This window comes from Pseudomonas sp. WS 5411 (assembly GCF_012985595.1).
Lineage (GTDB): Bacteria > Pseudomonadota > Gammaproteobacteria > Pseudomonadales > Pseudomonadaceae > Aquipseudomonas > Aquipseudomonas shahriarae.
Window position 1 is genome coordinate 17,467 of the sequence record NZ_JAARMC010000022.1, and the last position, 17,228, is coordinate 34,694.

Here is a 17,228-nt window from a genome sequence, read left to right on the forward strand (position 1 = left end):
AAGCTTACTTTCATCTGTCATAGAGGCGAAATCATGAAGACAACCATTGAATTGCCTCTCCTGCCATTGCGTGATGTGGTTGTGTATCCGCACATGGTTATCCCGCTGTTCGTGGGGCGCGAGAAGTCTATCGAAGCCCTCGAGGCCGCGATGACGGGCGACAAGCAGATCCTGCTGTTGGCCCAGAGAAATCCGGCTGACGACGATCCAGGCGAAGACGCCCTGTATCGCGTCGGCACTATTGCTACCGTTCTGCAATTGCTCAAGCTGCCAGATGGCACCGTCAAGGTGCTGGTCGAGGGCGAGCAGCGCGGTGCGGTCGAGCGCTTCATGGAGGTGGATGGCCACCTGCGTGCAGAAGTGGCGTTGATCGACGAAGTCGATGCGCCTGAGCGTGAATCCGAAGTTTTTGTACGCAGCCTGCTTTCCCAGTTCGAGCAATACGTGCAACTGGGCAAAAAAGTCCCGGCTGAGGTCCTGTCCTCCCTCAACAGCATTGATGAGCCAAGCCGCCTGGTCGACACCATGGCCGCGCACATGGCGCTGAAGATCGAGCAGAAGCAGGACATCCTCGAAATCATCGACCTGTCGACCCGGGTCGAGCACGTCCTGGCCCTGCTGGATGCCGAGATCGACCTGCTGCAGGTTGAGAAACGCATTCGCGGTCGCGTGAAGAAGCAGATGGAGCGCAGCCAGCGCGAGTACTACCTGAATGAGCAGATGAAGGCCATTCAGAAAGAGCTCGGCGACGGCGAAGAAGGCCACAACGAGATCGAAGAGCTGAAAAAGCGCATCGACGCCGCTGGCTTGCCTAAAGACGCGCTGACCAAAGCCACCGCCGAGTTGAACAAACTCAAGCAAATGTCGCCGATGTCCGCCGAAGCCACCGTGGTTCGTTCCTACATCGACTGGCTGGTGCAGGTGCCGTGGAAGGCCCAGACCAAGGTACGCCTGGACCTGGCGCGTGCCGAAGATATCCTCGACGCCGACCACTATGGCCTGGAAGAGGTCAAGGAACGCATCCTCGAATACCTCGCCGTGCAAAAGCGTGTGAAGAAGATTCGTGGCCCGGTATTGTGCCTGGTCGGTCCTCCTGGCGTGGGTAAAACCTCCCTGGCCGAGTCGATCGCCAATGCCACCAACCGCAAATTCGTGCGCATGGCCCTCGGTGGTGTGCGTGATGAAGCGGAAATTCGCGGTCATCGCCGGACTTACATCGGTTCGATGCCGGGAAGATTGATTCAAAAGATGACAAAGGTTGGCGTACGCAACCCTCTGTTCCTGCTCGATGAAATCGACAAAATGGGCAGCGACATGCGGGGCGATCCGGCATCGGCCTTGCTCGAAGTGCTCGACCCCGAGCAGAACCACAATTTCAACGACCATTACCTGGAAGTCGACTACGACCTGTCCGACGTAATGTTCCTGTGCACCTCCAACTCCATGAACATCCCGCCGGCGTTGCTGGACCGGATGGAAGTGATTCGTCTGCCGGGTTACACCGAAGACGAGAAGATCAATATCGCCGTCAAATACCTCGCGCCCAAGCAGATTTCGGCCAATGGCCTGAAGAAGGGCGAGATCGAATTCGACGTCGAGTCGATCCGCGACATCATTCGTTACTACACCCGCGAGGCCGGTGTACGGGGCCTTGAGCGCCAGTTGGCGAAGATCTGCCGTAAGGCGGTCAAGGAACATGCCCTGGAAAAACGCTTCTCTGTGAAGGTCACCGCCGATGCTCTGGAACACTTCCTGGGCGTGCGTAAATTCCGCTACGGCCTGGCCGAGCAGCAGGATCAGGTAGGGCAGGTGACTGGCCTGGCGTGGACCCAGGTGGGCGGCGAATTGCTGACCATCGAAGCGGCGGTTATCCCTGGCAAAGGTCAATTGATCAAGACCGGTTCCCTGGGTGACGTGATGGTCGAATCCATCACTGCCGCGCAGACCGTGGTGCGCAGCCGCGCACGCAGCCTGGGGATCCCCCTGGACTTCCACGAGAAGCACGACACCCACATCCACATGCCGGAAGGGGCTACCCCCAAAGACGGCCCCAGCGCTGGCGTAGGCATGTGCACGGCCCTGGTATCGGCCCTGACCGGCATCCCGGTGCGCGCCGATGTCGCCATGACCGGGGAAATCACCCTGCGCGGCCAGGTATTGGCCATTGGTGGCCTGAAGGAAAAGTTGCTGGCGGCCCACCGTGGTGGCATCAAGACGGTGATCATTCCGGAAGAGAATGTTCGCGACTTGAAGGAAATTCCTGACAACATTAAGCAGGATCTGCAGATTAAACCGGTTAAATGGATTGACGAGGTCCTGCAAATTGCGCTGCAATACGCGCCGGAGCCCTTGCCAGATGTGGCTCCGGAGATAGTCGCGAAGGACGAAAAACGCGAGACTGACTCTAAGGAAAGAATTAGCACGCATTAATACGTTTAAGCCTGGTGGCTTCCTTGACAGCTTTTTAGAGCCCTTGTTATAAAGCGGCTCTTAAGTGTCTGTAGGCCATTCAGCACTGGTTTTTGCTTTCACCAAAAAACTTAGAATCATACTCAATAGATATAAGGGGACTTAGAGTGAACAAGTCGGAACTGATTGATGCTATCGCCGCATCTGCTGATATCCCGAAAGCCGCTGCTGGCCGTGCGCTGGACGCAGTAATCGAATCCGTCACTGGCGCTCTCAAGGCCGGCGACTCCGTGGTACTGGTAGGTTTCGGTACTTTTTCTGTGACCGATCGCCCAGCTCGCACTGGCCGTAACCCACAGACTGGCAAAGCACTGCAAATCGCTGCTGCCAAGAAACCAGGTTTCAAAGCCGGTAAAGCCCTGAAAGAAGCCGTTAACTAAGCTTCGTTCAAGCCTTTGCCTATCCGGGCTGGACGCTGGTCTGGCCTGGCAGCGGAGCGGCAACTGACCCGAGTATCCATCGGGTCGCTACGCCGGGGGGCGGGTTCAATACCCGTCCGTTCCGCCAGTTACGAGAAGGCGCATCCTCGGATGCGCCTTTCTTCTATCCGGATTCTACCCACGCTCCACGGTTGCCTAATTTTGAAGTTCAACCGTTTCTGGGGGACGCATGCTGCAGAATATCAGGGACAATTCACAAGGCTGGATTGCCAAGACCATTATCGGCCTCATCGTTGTATTGATGGCTTTCACCGGTATCGAGGCCATTTTCCAGGCCACGACCAACAGCCAGGACGCGGCCAAGGTCAACGGTGAAGAAATCAGTCAAAACGAGCTGAGCCAGGCCGTCGACATGCAACGTCGGCAGCTGATGCAACAACTGGGCAAGGACTTCGATGCGTCCTTGCTGGATGAAAAAATGCTGCGCGAAGCGGCCCTCAAGGGCCTGATCGAGCGCAAGCTGCTGCTGCAAGGCGCGGCGGATTCGAAGTTCTCCTTCTCGGAAGCTGCACTGGACCAAGTGATCCTGCAGACCCCGGAGTTCCAGGAAGACGGCAAGTTCAGCGCTGAGCGCTTTGACCAGGTGATCCGTCAACTGGGCTACAGCCGTATGCAATTCCGTCAGATGCTGACCCAGGAAATGCTGATCGGCCAACTGCGTGCAGGCATTGCCGGCAGCGGTTTTGTCACCGATCAGGAAGTCCTGAACTTTGCGCGCCTGGAAAAACAGACCCGTGATTTCGCCACCGTCAGCGTCAAGGCCGACCCGGCCGCAGTGAAACTCACTGACGACGAGGTCAAGGCTTATTACGACCAGCACGCCAAGGAGTTCATGACCCCGGACCAGGTCGTCATCGACTACCTGGAGCTGAAGAAGGCTTCGTTCTTCGACCAGGTAACGGTCAACGACGATGAGCTGCAGGCCCTGTACGAGAAAGAAACCGCCAACCTCGCTGAACAGCGTCGTGCCGCGCACATTCTGATCGAAGTCAACGACAAGGTGACCGAGGCCCAGGCCAAGGCCAAGATCGACGAAGTCCAGGCACGCCTGGCCAAGGGCGAAAGCTTCGAGGCCCTGGCCAAGGAGTTCTCCCAGGATCCGGGCTCGGCCAACAACGGCGGCGATCTGGGTTTTGCAGGCCCTGGCGTCTACGATCCTGAGTTCGAAAGCGCCCTGTACGGCTTGAACCAGGACCAGGTCTCGGCACCGGTACGTTCCAGCTTCGGCTGGCACCTGATCAAGCTGCTGGGTGTTGAAGCGCCAGAAGTGCCATCGTTCGCCAGCCTGAAAGACAAGCTGACCCGCGAGCTGAAGACCCAGCAAGTGGAGCAGCGCTTCGTCGAGGCGACCAAGCAACTGGAAGACGCGGCATTCGAAGCCTCCGACCTGGCCCAGCCAGCTTCGGACCTGAAACTGACCGTGCACACCTCGGCGCCGTTTGGCCGTGAAGGTGGCGAAGGCATCACGGCCAACCGTGCCGTGATCCAGGCAGCTTTCAGCCCTGAAGTGCTGGATGAGGGTGCCAACAGCACCGCCATCGAACTGGATCCGGAAACCATCGTAGTCCTGCGCGCCAAGGAGCACCGCAAGCCGGAGCAACTGCCGCTGGAAAGCGTGGCGACCGCCATCCGTGCCCAGATGACCAAGGAGCGCGCAAGCGCTGCGGCGAAGGCTCACGCTGACGAGCTGATCGCCAACCTGCGCGATGGCAAGCTGGCGTTGGACAAGCCGGTTGATGGTCAGGCCTGGAAAGTCACTGAAGCGGCCACCCGTGGCCAGGAAGGCGTTGAGCCTGCCGTACTGCAGGCACTGTTCCGCATGGCCAAGCCTGTTGCTAAAGACAAGCCGACCTTTGCTGACGTGACCCTGCGTGATGGCAGCTTGATGATCGTGCGCTTGAACAGCGTCACCGAAGGGGCTGCGCCAACCGAAGAGGAGAAGGAGCAGTATCGTCGCTTCCTCGCTTCGCGCGTCGGCCAGCAAGACTTCGCTGCGTTCCGCAAGGAACTGGAAGCCAAGGCTGACATCAAGCGCTTCTGATGCTGTGATAGCGTCTCCAAAAAAGACCCCGGCCTGAAACCGGGGTCTTTTTTTGCCTGTTTGTCAGGTGCGGCGAGGCTGTAGGGTGGTGATCAATGCCAGCGTAGCCAAGGCGGCAACGACCCAGGGAAACCACATGACGCCCCATCCCTGAAGCAGTATGCCGCCCAGCAGCCCACCGCCGGCAATCCCCAGGTTCCACACCGTCACCAGCATCGACTGGGCTGCATCCGCCGAGTCACCGGCCGATTTGGCCAGCGCGGTTTGCAGCAAGGCAGGCAAGCCGCCAAATGCCAGGCCCCAGATGGCGACTGACAGGTAGACGACCTCGGTAGAGGCGATCCACAGCCCCAGGGCCAATGCCGCAGCGGCAAACAGCGTGCAACTGCTCACCAGCAAGATCTGCAGCAGGCGGTCAATCAACAGGCCGACGATCCAGATTCCCATCAGCGCGGCCAGGCCAAATACCAGCAACACCCGGTCGATGTCGGCGCTAAGCCCTGCGGGCACCAGGAACGGCGCGATATAGGTGTACAGAATGTTGTGCGCCAGCACGTAGGTGAAGGTCACCCACAGCACCGGACGCACCCCCGGCAAACGCAGGACCTGGTGCAAGCCCAGGCGCTGTTGCGCACGTTGCCCGGCAAAGTCCGGCACCTGCCAGCGCACCCACGCCAGTAGCAGCACCGTCAGCCCGGTCATGATCGCAAAGCTCAAGCGCCAACCCACTGCAGTGCCCAGAAACGTTCCAGCAGGTACTCCAAGGGATAACGCCAGGGGCGCGCCCAGCATTGCCACGGCAATCGCCCGGCCCTGTAGGTGCGGCGCCACCATGCGGCTGGCATATCCTGCCAGCAGTGCCCAGAGCAAACCCGCGAACACCCCGGCCAACAGCCGTGCGACCAGGGTCAGCCAATACACGCTTGATAGTGCCGTGACACTGTTGACTAGCGCGAAGCCACCAATGGCTAGCATCAGCAAGGGGCGGCGGCGCCAGCCACGGGTGGCGATGGTCAGGGGGATGGCGGCCAGCAACGAGCCGAGGGCATACAGCGTGACGAGCTGGCCGACCAGCGCCTCGCTCACCCCGAGGCCGGCGCTCATCTGGGGCAGCAGACCTGCGGGCATCGCCTCGGTGAGGATGGTGATGAAGCCGGCGGTGGCCAGCGCCAGCAAGCCCGCCATGGGCAGGCGTTCGCGCTGGCTGGGCAGGCATTGCGGTGTACTGCAGTCATTCATGTGGCTCGGCTCCGTATTCAAGGCATCAGGACATCGGGGCAGAGTAGGGGGCTGAACCACTTGGAAAAATGGGCTAAGGTTCCGAACTTATCGGACGTTTATGTCCGTAATTCGCAGGAAGTGACAATGGACAGTCTGGGCAGTATGTCGGTGTTTGTGCAGGTCGCGGAGACCCGCAGCTTTACCCAGGTCGGTCGGCTGCTGGGGGTGTCGTCCTCGGCTGTGGGCAAAAGCATTGCGCGCATGGAGCAGCGTCTGGGGGTGCGGCTGTTCCATCGCAGTACCCGCAGTATCACGCTGACGGCCGAGGGCGCGCTGTTTCTCGAGCGTTCGCGGCGGATCCTGGCCGAGGTTGAAGCGGCCGAGCAGGAGTTGACTGAAGCAGCGACCACCCCCCGAGGCAAATTGCGCATCAGCTTGCCCCAGGTCAGGGGCCTGTTGATGCCGGTGCTGACCGAGTTTATGCGGGCCTATCCAGAGATTGAGCTGGACGTGGATTTTTCCGACCGCATGGTGGATGTGATCGAGGAAGGCTTCGACGCTGTGGTGCGCACCGGCAAGCCCGAGGACTCGCGGCTGTCGGCGCGGCTGCTGGGGCACTATCGGTTGGTGCTGGTGGGAGCGCCGCAGTACTTCGCCTTACACGGCGTACCGGCCTGTCCTACGGACCTCAACCATCATGCCTGCCTGCGTCACAAGTTTTGCGCCACCGGCAAGCTGGAGAGCTGGCCCCTGCGCCATTTACCCGGCGAACCCGAGCCGGTGCTGCGTGCACCGTTGGTCAGCACTACCATCGAGTCGCTAAAGCACGTAGTGCACGAAGGCCTGGGGATTGCCTGCCTGCCGGACTTCATGGTCCGCGTATCCGTCGAGCAGGGCCGCCTGCAGCGGGTGCTGGACGATTACCTGGAGCACAGTGGCAGCTTCTGGATGCTCTGGCCGTCGAGCCGACATGCCTCGGCCAAACTGCGGGTGTTTATCGATCATATGAGCGCCAGGCTTTTTCCTGCACCGCGCGTCGAGCCGGCCAGTGACGTTTTACCGACAGGAATCCGCGCGCGCACCCGGTGATCTGTTGCACAATACCGCCCTGACCGTTTTCCTCAGGATGATCAATGTCGACTTCATTTCACTTGCGTGGCCTTGCGCTCGCGCTGGTGCTGGCAGGCGCCACGGGCTGCTCGTCGCCCAAGACCGCTATCTACGAACATGAGAATTTCGACGATTCCGGTACGTTTTCGCGCAATTACCCGGTCAGCGATGTCGCGGCCTGCGAAGCGGCACGCCGGGCGTTGCTCAGCCAGGGCTACATCATCACCAGCAGCGACCCGAAGCTGGTGAGTGGTAACAAAAGTTTCCAGCAGACCGGCGAGACCCATCTGCAGATCAGCTTCAACGTGGTGTGTGCCGAAGATGGCAGCGGCGAGCATCATGCGACGATGTTTGCCAACGCCCTGCAGGATCGCTACGCGCTGAAGAAGGTCAACAACTCCGCCAGCCTGGGGGTGGGCGTGCTGGGTTCGGTGTCGATGCCGATTGGCTCCACCGACGACTCGATGGTCAAGGTGGCCAGCGAGACCGTCACCTCACCCAAATTCTATGACCGCTACTTTGCCTTGGTGGACGTGTTCCTGCCTCAGGAAGTGAAGGCCGCCGAACACATTCCCGAAGCGCCCAAGGCCGATCTCGGCGTGCCGGAGCCCAAGCCCGCGCCGGTGCTGGACAAGGTGCAAGCGCCGCAGGAAGCGCCCGCCATGCCTGTCGCACCGCCCGTCTCGGAGCCGCTTGCACCACCGGTGGAAGCCACGCCGATTGCGCCAGAGGCAGTACCGGCAGAAGTGCCAGCGCCGACTGCGCCTGTGCTGCCGCCACCGACAGAGACCATCCCGCCGCTGCCGGCCAACGGGCAGTAACTAGACGCCGGCCGGGTCGGCTTTATCGACGTCGATCCCGTAGCGGCTGATCGCCTCGCCGACTTTGGTGCGGCTGATCAGGCCGTCATCAGCCAGGGCCTTCAATGTCGCCAAGACGATGAAATGGCGGTCCACCTCGAAGAACTCGCGCAGCGCTTCACGGGTATCGGACTGGCCAAAACCGTCAGTGCCCAGCGCGACAAAGCGCCTGCCTGTGACGAATGGGCGAATCTGATCGGCGAAGATCTTCATGTAGTCGGTGGCAATCACCACCGGCCCCGGGTGGTCCGCCAGGCATTGCTCCACGTAGCTGGTGCGTGGCTCGTCCTCGGGGTGCAAGAGGTTCCAGCGCTCCACCCCAAGGCCCTCACGGCGCAGTTCGGTGAGGCTGGTAACACTCCAGACGTCACTGTCCACGGCAAAGTCCTCACGCAGCAAATCTGCGGCGGCGATCACTTCGCGCAGGATCGAGCCACTGCCCATCAGTTGCACCTGGGCTTGCTGACCCGCCTTCAGTCGATACATGCCCTTGAGAATGCCATCCTCGACACCTTCGGGCATGGCCGGGTGCGGGTAGTTTTCATTGAGCAGGGTGATGTAGTAGTAAATGTCCTCCTGTTCGACGTACATGCGCCGCATGCCCTCGCGGATGATTACCGCAAGCTCGTAGGCAAAGGTTGGGTCGTAGGATACGCAGCAAGGAACCACCGAGGCCAGCACATGGCTATGCCCATCATCGTGCTGTAAGCCTTCGCCCATCAGTGTGGTGCGCCCGGCGGTGGCCCCCAGCAGGAAGCCACGGGCCCGCGCATCGCCTGCGGCCCAGGCCAGGTCGCCGACACGCTGGAAACCGAACATCGAGTAGAAAATATAGAAGGGCAGCGTCATCAGGCCGTGGTTGGCGTAGGACGTGCTGGCAGCGATCCACGAAGAAAACGCGCCGGACTCATTCAGGCCCTCCTGTAGGATCTGCCCGTCTTTGCTCTCTTTGTAGTAGCTCAGTTGCCCGGCGTCCTGCGGGGTATAGAGCTGACCCACGGCAGAATGAATACCGATCTGGCGGAACAGGCTTTCCATGCCAAAGGTGCGCGATTCGTCCGGCACAATCGGCACGATCAACTTGCCGATGTTCGGGTCTTTCAGCAGGGTGCCGAGGATGCGCACGAAGGCCATGGTAGTGGAAATGGCACGCTCGCCAGTGTCTTTGAGTTGGGTGGCAAACGCTTCGAGCGGCGGCACTTGCAGGGCCGGTACCGAACTGTGCCGGGCAGGAACATAACCGCCCAGGGCCTGGCGCCGCGCGGCAAAGTAACGGCCTTCTTCGCTGTCGGCAGCGGGCTTGAGATAGGGGATTTCAGCCAGTTGGTCGTCAGCCACCTCCAGGCCGAACCGGTCGCGGAACGCCTTGACGGCCTCGGCGCCCATTTTCTTGAGTTGGTGATTGATGTTCTGGCCTTCGCCTGCCTCGCCCATGCCAAAACCCTTGACGGTTTTCGCCAGGATCACCGTAGGTTGCCCGGTATGGCGGACTGCGGCGGCATAAGCGTTGTAGACCTTGTCGGGGTCATGGCCGCCCCGTGAGAGCTTCCAGATATCGTCGTCGGAAAGATCCTCCACCAGTGCCAGCAACTCCGGGTATTTGCCGAAGAAGTGTTCGCGCACGTAGGCACCGTTTTGCGACTTGTAGTTCTGATAGTCGCCATCTACGCATTCCATCATGCGTTGGCGCAGCAGGCCACTGCGGTCCTTGGCCAGCAGGGCATCCCAGCCACCGCCCCAGATGACTTTGATCACGTTCCAGCCGGCAGCGCGATACAGGCTTTCGAATTCCTGGATGACTTTGGCGTTGCCACGTACCGGGCCGTCGAGGCGTTGCAGGTTGCAGTTGACCACGAAGATCAGGTTATCCAGTTTCTCGCGCCCCGCCAGGGAGATCGCCGCCAGGGATTCCGGCTGGTCCATCTCGCCATCCCCCAGGAACGCCCAAACCTTGCGCCCCGCCTCAGGCTTGAGGGAGCGCAGGTCCAGATAGCGCATGAATCGCGCCTGATAGGCCGCAGTGATCGGCCCCAGGCCCATGGACACGGTAGGAAACTGCCAGAAGTCCGGCATGAGGCGGGGGTGGGGATAGGACGACAGACCCTGGCCGCCGGCCTCGCGGCGGAAGTTATCGAGTTGTGCTTCGTCGATGCGCCCTTCGAGGTAGGCGCGCCCGTAGATGCCTGGCGAGGAGTGCCCCTGGATATACACCAGGTCGCCGGCAAAGGTCTCGGTTCGACCACGGAAGAAATGGTCAAAGCCTACGTCGTAGAGTACCGCGGCCGACGCATAGGTGGCGATATGCCCGCCCACGCCCGAGTGTTTACCGGCGCGCAAGACCATGGCCATGGCGTTCCAGCGGATAAACGCATTGAGCCGGCGTTCGATTGCCAGGTTGCCGGGGTAGGGCAGTTGCCGGTCCACCGCGATGGTGTTGACGTAGGGGGTGGTGACCCGCCCATGGAAGTCGCCATGTCGCGCTACGTCGAAATCCAGCAACTGATCGATCAGGTAATGGGCGCGGGGGCGACCTTCGGTGGACAGCACCGATTCGATGGACTCCAGCCATTCGCGGGTTTCCTGTGGATCGTCGTCGAGTCTTACTGCGTTGTTCGCGTTCATGTGAGGCTCCAGGTGTGCGGATACCAGCGTGCGGTTTCCTTGTGGGAAGGTGATTCGGCACGCTGCAAAAGTAATTGCAATTGCAACTACATGCCTGAATTTAGCGCGGGATGCGCTACCATTGCAACCTTCTCGAATTCCCCGGATGGTGTTGCATGTCGTCGAAAGAGCCTGATGTCTGGTTCCGTTTTGTCAGGGCCCACAGGACAGTCATCCGTGAAATCGAACGGCGCCTGGCCTTGGCCGACCTGCCGCCATACGCCTGGTACGATGCCCTGTGGGGCCTGGAAAGCGGTCCTGATGGCACTCGGCGCATGCATGAATTGGCCGATGTGCTGGCGATCGAGCGCTACAACCTGACGCGATTGGTGGACCGCCTGGAAAAGGACGGCCTGGTGGTGCGCTCGCGCTGCGAAGGTGACGGGCGCGCCGCGTTTGCCTCGATCACCGATGAGGGCCGGGTGTTGCGTAAAAAGATGTGGGGCATCTACGAAAGTACTGTGGATGAACTGTTCCTCTCGCAACTCGACGCCGAGCAACGCCAGGGCTTTGCCGATGCGCTGGAGCGCACGGCCGGGCTGGCGATGCAGGCCAGTGTGCAGACCCGCGGACGGCGCAGGCCTGAAACACCATAGGCAAGGGCATGCTCTTGCTCATTTGAGGGCGTACTGTTGCAGCGCGCGCTCCACTTGTCGCACCTCGATCCGTCCCTCGTCTGCCAGCGCCTTCAGGGCCAGCACGGCAATCCAGTAGCGGTCAGGTGCCGTCGGTTGGACTGAGCCGGCCCCCAGCGCGACAAACCGTGCATCCACATGGGCCGCCAACGGGTCGACGATGGATTGCGGATAGCCGGTGACAGCGATCACCGGGCTGTGGTGGGCCGCCAGGCAATCGCGCAAGTGGCAGCTACGCTTTTCGGCCAGAGGGTGTAGGCGGTTCCAGCGCTCGGCGGCGCGTGCTTCCCGCGCCAGCCGGGTGTAGCTGGGGCAGCTCCATAACTGCGCCGATACGTTCCAGTCGGTCTCCAGCAGCCTCGCTGCATGCAGGACTTCTTCAAGTGCGCGGCCAGCCCCCAGCAAGCGCACGTGCAATTCGCCGGGTGGCTCGCGCCCGATCCGATACATCCCCTTGATTGCATCCTGTCGGTGCTGTGGCGCCAGTCCAGGTCCGTCGTCCTGGTCATGCAGGGCCAGGTAGTAAAATCCGGGCCTGCCGTCGACATACAGCGCGTGCAAACCCGCCAGCACAATCGCTCGGGTTTCGTCGCCGGAGGCTGGATCGTATGGGGTGCACTGCGGGTTGCTGGCCAGCCATAGCGCAAGTGAAGGGTGCGCGCCGTGGCGCCCGGAGGCGGGGCGGGTGTGGATGTCGTTGCACAGAATCCCGCGTTGATCGGTGCCCTGGCAGAGGGCACGCAACTGCGCCGATGAAGTGGCGTTATGCAGGTACAGCAGTGGTTTTTCCCCGGTATTACGCGCAAACCAGGTGGGCCAGGCGGTGATGCGCCTGGAGTGGGATTGGCCGCGAATGACCCAGGCTTGCCGGCGTGTCGCCGGGTGGAACTCCAGGGTGTTGGCCATGGCCATCACTGTATACAGGGGCGAGCTGCGGGGTGATTGTTGATCGTTGAGGGTGTCGATGCAGATTCGTGCGGATTGCGCAGTGCTGGCAGTCATGAGTCACGTCCCATGGCAATGGAGCGCATCACCCTACTGGAAGTTGACATGTGATTGCAATTGCAATGATTGCAGTTGCATTTAAATCGCTCGGTTAAATCCGCGCCTGGCTGCTGCGTTTAATCTTCAAGCCCAGGAACGTCATGCCCCTGTCTTTTTTTCGTCATGACGGCACTTTACGCTGGTGATGCAGGTCACTTGAGTCACCTGCTTTGATTAAACAAGGAGTCGACGATGGACGATTATCAAGAAGAGCTGCTGGAATACCAGGCCTTTGAACTGGACCCTTCGCACCCGGCCGACGACGCCACCGAGCTTTAGGCAGGCGTCAGGCGGAATGCCGCTGACTGCGGCGAAATTCCCCTGGGGTCTGGCTGTTCCAGCGCTTGAAGGCCCGTTGAAAGGCTTCCGCTGAGGCGAAACCGAGCAAGTAGGCAATTTCCCCAAACGCCAGTTCGGTATCGCGAATGTAGGTCATGGCCAGGTCGCGACGGGTGTCGTTGAGAATGGCGCGAAACTGCGTGCCTTCCTCGGCCAGTTTGCGGCGCAAGGTCCAGGTCGGCAGTTTCAGGCGTGCCGCCACTTCTTCCAGGTCGGGTTCCCGGCCGCCATTGAGCATCGGCCCCAGCAAACGTGTGATGCGCTCGCGCAGGCTGCGGGTGCGGGTCAGTTGTTCCAATTCCCGTTCACACAGCTGCAGCAGCAAGTGCCAGGTACTGGGGCAGTGCTGCGGGTTGCGCAGGCCGAGGCTGTGCTGGCTCAGGCGCAGTTGATTGAGTTCGGCGCCGAACTGGATCGGGCAATCTCCCAGCACGGTGTAGCTTGCGCTGTAGTCCGGCGCGGCGAATTCGATTTCGATCCGCTCGGCCAATACAGGCTGCTGGCACAAGGTCGCCATCTGCTGCAGCCAACCGGCCAGAATCGAGTCCACCACGAAGCGGTTATAGGCGTTGTAGGGGCTGATGGAATAGAAACGCAGCCAGGCACCCTGGGCGTCTTCATGAAAGCTCGACTGGCCACGGTAGTTGGCGCCGTACAGGGCCTCGAAGCGCGTCAGGGTGCGCGCGGCTTCGCGCACGTTGGGCGCCTGGGCGGCGGTGACGCCGGCCAGGCCAAGTTGATTCATGCGGCTCAACTGGCCCATGCGCAGGCCCAGGCTGGGGTCGCCGGTCAGTTGGATGGCTGCATGGCCCAGGCGCATATAGCGTGGGATCGACAGGCGCGCACCGGGCTCACTCAAGCGCGCCGGGTCGAGGCCGTACTGCAACAGCAGCGGCTGCGGGTCCAGGCCATGGCTGAGGATGGCGTCGGCCAGGGTATGCACGATGCCCACCGATAAGTCCCCGAGGCGCATCGGTGCCGGTTTCATGGGCTTACAGCCACACGTTCAGCAGGCGCGCACCACGCGCGTTGCTGTCGGCGAAAACTTGGCCCTGGGCACTGAGAAAGCTCTGGCCGCTGGTGCCCTGGTCCCAGAATTGCCCGCGCATGAATACGCTCATGCCCGCACCCGCGAGGCTGATGGGAGGCTGGCTGATCAGGCTCAGACGATGCCAGGCTTCGCCTTCACTGAGCTCTTCGGGCTTGAGGCTGACTTCCGGGGGCGTGGACACGCTCTTGAAGCCGCGCCATGGCTTGTCCCAGGTGTCGCGGCCAATCACCAGTGCCGGCACGGCCACCAATTGCGCACCTTGTTCGTTGAGCTTGCGGTAGTTGTCGGGGTACCAGCTGTCGCTGCCGATCAGGATGCCCAGGCGCCCGGCCGGGGTGTCGATCACGCTGATCGCGTTTTCGTCGCCCGGGGCGATAAAGCCGCGCTCATCGAAGATCGGGTAGAGCTGGCGCTGGGGTTGGCCCAACGGCAAGCCATCGCGGTCGAACACCAGGCTGGTGTTGTACAGCGCGCCATGACCGACCTGCAATTGGCCCTGGCTGACGCTCGGGTTGGGCAGGGCGATGGAGCCGGCCACCAGGGTCACTCCGAACTCTTTGGCCAGACCGCCAAACAGCACCTGGTAATCACGTGCCATGGCCGGCGCCTTCATGCGCAGGTAGGCATCGTCCAGGCGGTTATCGCCCTGGGCACTGATCAGTGCGCGCAGGAACAGCAACGGATTGCTTGCCGACAGCCAGTTCATCGCCTCTTTAAGGCTGGTGGCCTGATACAGCTGGTTTTTTTCGCCACTGACCATCAACCAGGTGCCGACGTGCTCCGGCAGGACCACGATGGTTTTGTCGTTGATCAGGCCCATGTCCCGGGCATTGCGCAGATAGGCCGAGAGCTTCAGGTGCAGGCGTTCCAGGCTCTGGTAGTCGGCGGGGAACAGCTCCGGCTGGATGCCCAGCAGGTTGCCGTGATCGGCGGGAGTGCCCTCGTTCACCGCCAGGTTGATCCGCAGGTCCGACAGGTAATGCCCCACAGGGCGCTCCTGGGTCCAGACCAGATAGGCGGAAACGGCGGCGACCAGGGCCATGGTCAGGGTCAAAGCAAGTAATTTACGCATGGGGGAACAGACAACAAGCCGTGTGCAGGGTTCGCCCCTAGGGTAGGGCCCGTCGTCCCGCTTGCCAAGGGGCGCTGCACATTTGGATCAATAAGTTGTCAGTTTCAGTCATTGAGCGCTAAGGGCGGGGCTCTTAGTCTGTGGGACATAAACCGATGGCCGGCCATTCGAGCCTGCCACGTCCCGTGATGATCCGTTGTGGAGCTGTACCATGACCGCTGCTGCCTACCCGCACCTGCTGGCCCCGTTGGACCTGGGTTTTACCACCTTGCGCAACCGTACCCTGATGGGGTCGATGCACACCGGCCTTGAAGAAAAGCCCGGCGGCTTCGAGCGCATGGCCGCGTATTTCGCCGAGCGTGCCCGAGGCGGCGTCGGCCTGATGGTCACCGGCGGTATCGGCCCGAACGATGAAGGCGGGGTGTACTCCGGGGCAGCCAAGCTGACCACTGAAGCCGAAGCGCTGAAGCACAAGATCGTCACCCAGGCCGTACACGAGGCGGGCGGCAAGATCTGCATGCAGATCCTTCACGCCGGGCGTTATGCCTACAGCCCCAAGCAGGTTGCGCCGAGTGCGATCCAGGCGCCGATCAACCCGTTCAAGCCCAAGGAGCTGGACGAGGAAGGCATCGAGAAGCAGATCAGCGACTTTGTCACCTGCTCTCTGCTGGCCCAGGTCGCCGAGTACGACGGCGTCGAAATCATGGGTTCCGAAGGTTATTTCATTAACCAATTCCTCGCCGCCCACACCAACCATCGCACCGATCGCTGGGGTGGCGCCTACGAAAACCGTATGCGTTTGCCGGTGGAAATTGTGCGCCGGGTGCGCGAAGCCGTCGGGCCGAATTTCATCATCATCTTCCGCCTGTCGATGCTCGACCTGGTGGAAGGCGGCAGCACCTGGGAAGAAATCGTGCAGTTGGCCAAGGCCATCGAGCAGGCGGGCGCGACGATTATCAATACCGGTATCGGCTGGCATGAAGCACGCATCCCGACCATCGCCACCAAGGTGCCGCGCGGCGCGTTCAGTAAAGTCACGGCCAAGCTGCGTGGCGCGGTGCAGATCCCGTTGATCACCACCAACCGTATCAACACCCCGGAAGTGGCCGAGCAGATCCTCGCCGAGGGCGATGCGGACATGGTGTCCATGGCGCGGCCGTTCCTCGCCGACCCGGAGTTCGTCAACAAGGCCGCCGCTGGCCGGGCCGACGAGATCAATACCTGCATCGGCTGCAACCAGGCCTGCCTGGACCACACCTTCGGTGGCAAATTGACCACCTGCCTGGTCAACCCGCGCGCCTGCTACGAGACCGAGCTCAATTACCTGCCGGTCAAGCAGATCAAGAAAATCGCCGTGGTCGGTGCCGGCCCCGCCGGCCTGGCTGCTGCCACCGTGGCGGCGGAGCGCGGCCATCAGGTGACCCTGTTCGATTCGGCCAGCGAGATCGGTGGCCAGTTCAACGTGGCCAAGCGCGTGCCGGGCAAGGAAGAATTTTTTGAAACCCTGCGTTACTTCAAGCGCAAGCTGCAGACCACCCATGTCGAACTGTGCCTCAACACCCGGGTCGATGTAGCGCAACTGGTGGCCGGTGGTTATGACGAGATCATTCTCGCCACCGGTATCGCGCCGCGTACCCCGGCGATTCCTGGCGTGGAAAACCCCAAGGTGCTCAGCTACCTGGACGTGCTTCTGCAGCGCAAACCGGTGGGCAAGCGCGTTGCGGTGATCGGCGCCGGTGGTATCGGCTTTGACGTGTCGGAGTTCCTTGTGCACCAGGGCGTGTCCACCAGCCTGGACCGCGAAGCGTTCTGGAAGGAGTGGGGCATCGACACCCTCCTGCAGGCGCGCGGTGGCGTGGCCGGGATCAAGGCCCAGCCCCATGCCCCGGCGCGTGAGGTGTACTTGCTGCAGCGCAAGGCTTCCAAGGTTGGCGACGGCCTGGGCAAGACCACCGGCTGGATCCACCGTACCGGCCTGAAGAACAAAAAAGTGCAGATGCTCAATAGCGTCGAGTACCTGAAGATCGACGACGCCGGCCTGCATATCCGGATCGGCGCCGAGGGCGAGCCCCAGGTGCTGGCGGTGGACAATATCGTCATCTGCGCCGGCCAAGACCCGTTGCGCGAGTTGCAGGACGGCCTGGTCGCCGCTGGCCAGAACGTGCACCTGATCGGGGGGGCCGACGTGGCTGCCGAGTTGGACGCCAAGCGCGCCATCAACCAGGGCTCGCGCCTCGCCGCCGAGCTGTAAGGCGACACGAGGGGCGGTGTTAGACTACCGCCCC

At 61.5% G+C, this 17,228-nt stretch carries 12 protein-coding genes; 7 read left to right on the forward strand and 5 right to left on the reverse strand.

Annotation, left to right across the window (positions count from 1 at the left end; all coding sequences use genetic code 11):
- The first annotated feature begins 33 nt into the window (after window positions 1-33).
- The 3 genes from lon (at window position 34) to HBR93_RS21985 (ending at window position 4,950) form a co-directional block, all read left to right on the forward strand.
- A complete protein-coding gene (gene lon / locus HBR93_RS21975; protein WP_057441499.1) occupies window positions 34-2,430 on the forward strand; it encodes an endopeptidase La in 2,397 nt (798 codons plus the stop codon).
- Between the two features lie 146 nt (window positions 2,431-2,576).
- Window positions 2,577-2,849: an HU family DNA-binding protein gene (locus tag HBR93_RS21980; RefSeq protein ID WP_003174819.1), complete on the forward strand. Its 273-nt coding sequence runs from the start codon at window positions 2,577-2,579 to the stop codon at window positions 2,847-2,849.
- A 229-nt stretch (window positions 2,850-3,078) separates the two neighbouring features.
- Window positions 3,079-4,950, forward strand: coding sequence for a SurA N-terminal domain-containing protein (locus HBR93_RS21985; protein ID WP_115128511.1), 1,872 nt, complete (start codon window positions 3,079-3,081; stop codon window positions 4,948-4,950).
- 63 nt (window positions 4,951-5,013) lie between these two features.
- On the opposite strand, the gene HBR93_RS21990 is transcribed toward HBR93_RS21985, so the two are convergent.
- Window positions 5,014-6,189, reverse strand: a complete 1,176-nt coding sequence (locus HBR93_RS21990) for an MFS transporter (protein ID WP_169961062.1) — start codon at window positions 6,187-6,189, stop codon at window positions 5,014-5,016.
- A gap of 126 nt (window positions 6,190-6,315) precedes the next feature.
- Between HBR93_RS21990 and HBR93_RS21995 the strand changes: the two genes are divergently transcribed.
- Both HBR93_RS21995 and HBR93_RS22000 read left to right on the forward strand, forming a co-directional pair.
- Entirely contained in the window at window positions 6,316-7,260 is a 945-nt protein-coding gene (locus HBR93_RS21995; RefSeq protein WP_169961063.1) for a LysR family transcriptional regulator, read from the forward strand.
- 44 nt (window positions 7,261-7,304) lie between these two features.
- The gene (locus HBR93_RS22000; RefSeq protein ID WP_120733513.1) at window positions 7,305-8,102 is read left to right on the forward strand and encodes a DUF2242 domain-containing protein; all 798 of its coding nucleotides are present in this window, start codon (window positions 7,305-7,307) and stop codon (window positions 8,100-8,102) included.
- On the opposite strand, the gene aceE is transcribed toward HBR93_RS22000, so the two are convergent.
- Entirely contained in the window at window positions 8,103-10,763 is a 2,661-nt protein-coding gene (gene aceE / locus HBR93_RS22005; protein ID WP_169961064.1) for a pyruvate dehydrogenase (acetyl-transferring), homodimeric type, read from the reverse strand.
- A 155-nt stretch (window positions 10,764-10,918) separates the two neighbouring features.
- Here aceE and HBR93_RS22010 point away from each other — a divergent pair, with 155 nt between their 5' ends.
- Window positions 10,919-11,398 carry a MarR family transcriptional regulator gene (locus HBR93_RS22010; RefSeq protein ID WP_057441509.1) on the forward strand — a complete coding sequence of 160 codons (480 nt, stop codon included), beginning with the start codon at window positions 10,919-10,921 and terminating at the stop codon, window positions 11,396-11,398.
- 18 nt (window positions 11,399-11,416) lie between these two features.
- Here the strand turns inward: HBR93_RS22010 and HBR93_RS22015 are convergent, their stop codons facing one another.
- From HBR93_RS22015 to HBR93_RS22025, 3 genes are all read right to left on the reverse strand, one after another.
- Window positions 11,417-12,439: a pyruvate dehydrogenase gene (locus tag HBR93_RS22015; RefSeq protein ID WP_169961065.1), complete on the reverse strand. Its 1,023-nt coding sequence runs from the start codon at window positions 12,437-12,439 to the stop codon at window positions 11,417-11,419.
- A 328-nt stretch (window positions 12,440-12,767) separates the two neighbouring features.
- Entirely contained in the window at window positions 12,768-13,808 is a 1,041-nt protein-coding gene (locus tag HBR93_RS22020) for an AraC family transcriptional regulator (protein WP_057441512.1), read from the reverse strand.
- A gap of 4 nt (window positions 13,809-13,812) precedes the next feature.
- The gene (locus HBR93_RS22025) at window positions 13,813-14,943 is read right to left on the reverse strand and encodes a carbon-nitrogen hydrolase family protein (RefSeq protein ID WP_057441515.1); all 1,131 of its coding nucleotides are present in this window, start codon (window positions 14,941-14,943) and stop codon (window positions 13,813-13,815) included.
- A 211-nt stretch (window positions 14,944-15,154) separates the two neighbouring features.
- Between HBR93_RS22025 and HBR93_RS22030 the strand changes: the two genes are divergently transcribed.
- Window positions 15,155-17,194, forward strand: a complete 2,040-nt coding sequence (locus HBR93_RS22030) for an NADPH-dependent 2,4-dienoyl-CoA reductase (RefSeq protein WP_057960055.1) — start codon at window positions 15,155-15,157, stop codon at window positions 17,192-17,194.
- The last annotated feature ends 34 nt before the right edge of the window (window positions 17,195-17,228 follow it).

Coding starts and splice junctions, on each gene's coding strand:
- lon (WP_057441499.1), top strand. CDS start 34: ATGAAGACAACCATTGAATTGCCTCTCCTGCCATTGCGTGATGTGGTT.
- HBR93_RS21985 (WP_115128511.1), top strand. CDS start 3,079: ATGCTGCAGAATATCAGGGACAATTCACAAGGCTGGATTGCCAAGACC.
- HBR93_RS21990 (WP_169961062.1), bottom strand. CDS start 6,189: ATGAATGACTGCAGTACACCGCAATGCCTGCCCAGCCAGCGCGAACGC.
- HBR93_RS21995 (WP_169961063.1), top strand. CDS start 6,316: ATGGACAGTCTGGGCAGTATGTCGGTGTTTGTGCAGGTCGCGGAGACC.
- HBR93_RS22000 (WP_120733513.1), top strand. CDS start 7,305: ATGTCGACTTCATTTCACTTGCGTGGCCTTGCGCTCGCGCTGGTGCTG.
- aceE (WP_169961064.1), bottom strand. CDS start 10,763: ATGAACGCGAACAACGCAGTAAGACTCGACGACGATCCACAGGAAACC.
- HBR93_RS22010 (WP_057441509.1), top strand. CDS start 10,919: ATGTCGTCGAAAGAGCCTGATGTCTGGTTCCGTTTTGTCAGGGCCCAC.
- HBR93_RS22015 (WP_169961065.1), bottom strand. CDS start 12,439: ATGACTGCCAGCACTGCGCAATCCGCACGAATCTGCATCGACACCCTC.
- HBR93_RS22020 (WP_057441512.1), bottom strand. CDS start 13,808: ATGAAACCGGCACCGATGCGCCTCGGGGACTTATCGGTGGGCATCGTG.
- HBR93_RS22025 (WP_057441515.1), bottom strand. CDS start 14,943: ATGCGTAAATTACTTGCTTTGACCCTGACCATGGCCCTGGTCGCCGCC.
- HBR93_RS22030 (WP_057960055.1), top strand. CDS start 15,155: ATGACCGCTGCTGCCTACCCGCACCTGCTGGCCCCGTTGGACCTGGGT.